We start from the raw sequence: 1322 nt of genomic DNA, 5'->3' as shown, positions 1-1322 counted from the left end.
GGGGGTTCCCCCTCGAGTGTGGACATCCTGAACACTGGGTCGTGAGGATCCAGAGGAAGAGATGTCACTGATGGTGATGAAGGCGTACTCGGCGGAGTTCAAGGCCGATGCCGTCGCGCTGTACCTGTCCGATCCGAGCCACACTTTCGAGGGCATCGGCAAGGACCTGGGCGTCAGCCGTGAGACCCTGCGCAACTGGGTCCGCGCGGAACGCAAACGCACCGGCACTCCGTCCGCAGCGGACCGGCCCCGGAAGCCGGGACCGGCGGGCGGGATATCGTCCGAGTCCGTGTTGGAGGAAGAAAACAGGCAGCTCAAAGCCCAGATCCGCAAGCTCGAGACCGAGCGGGAGATCCTGCGGAGGGCGGCGAAGTATTTCGCGGGCGAGACGAACTGGTGAGCCGCTTCCAGTTCGTCGACGACCACCGCGACACCGTTCCGGTGAAGTGGCTGTGCCAGATCCTCGAGGTGTCGCGGTCCGGTTTCTACCGGTGGCGTGCCGCGGCTGCGGCCCGAGCCGAACGCGCCCGGGCCGACCAGGAGCTGGCCGCGTGGATCCGTGGGATCCACGCCGACTCCGACGGTACCTACGGGTCCCCACGGGTGACCGCCGAGCTCCACGCGGACGGGGTGGCCGTCAACCACAAGCGGGTCGAACGGGTGATGCGCGAGCACGGGATCGTCGGGGTGCACCTTCGCAATGTGGTGCGCACCACCGTCCCCGACCCGTCCGCGACCGAGGTGCCGGACCTGATACGGCGGGACTTCACCGCGAGCGCGCCGAACATCAGGTACGTCGGCGACATCACCTATTTGCCGGTTGGCGGTGGTGAATTCCTTTATTTGGCAACGGTATTGGACCTTCATTCGAAACGGCTGGCGGGGTGGTCGATCGCCGACCACATGCGCACCGGACTGGTCACCGATGCGCTGCGTGCCGCCGCTGCCGTGCGCGGTGCCGCCGGACTCGACGGGGCGGTCTTCCACTCCGACAATGGGGCTCAGTACGTCTCGGCGGAGTTCGCCGATGTGTGCCGTGAGTTGGGTGTCACCCGATCGCGGGGTGCGGTCGGAACGAGCGCGGACAACGCTGCTGCGGAGTCGTTCAACGCGACGTTGAAGCGGGAGACACTGCAGGGCAAGAAGCGCTGGAACAGCGCGGGTGAGGCGCGCGCTGCGGTGTTCCGTTGGATCACTCGTTACAACACCCGAAGGAGGCACTCCACTCTCGGTCAGATCTGCCCGATCGAGTACGAGCAGCGATCGGCTACGCTGGCCACCGCCGCATAGGAACGTGTGTCCACATCTCGGGGGGAAGCCCC

Annotated in this window: 1 protein-coding gene; it reads left to right on the top strand. The window is 66.3% G+C overall.

Annotation, left to right across the window (positions count from 1 at the left end; all coding sequences use genetic code 11):
- Nucleotides 1–70: 70 nt before the first annotated feature.
- Nucleotides 71–1290 (top strand): IS3 family transposase gene (locus G6038_RS30690; protein ID WP_165042679.1). Its coding sequence is split into 2 segments (ribosomal slippage): nt 71–380 and nt 380–1290, totalling 1221 coding nucleotides; the frame shifts between segments, so codons are not numbered across the junction.
- The last annotated feature ends 32 nt before the right edge of the window (nt 1291–1322 follow it).

The organism is Rhodococcus sp. 14C212 (assembly GCF_011058195.1).
GTDB classification, from domain to species: domain Bacteria; phylum Actinomycetota; class Actinomycetes; order Mycobacteriales; family Mycobacteriaceae; genus Rhodococcus; species Rhodococcus aetherivorans.
Note: the sequence above shows the minus strand (reverse complement) of the source record. Positions and strands in the feature narration are given on the sequence as shown.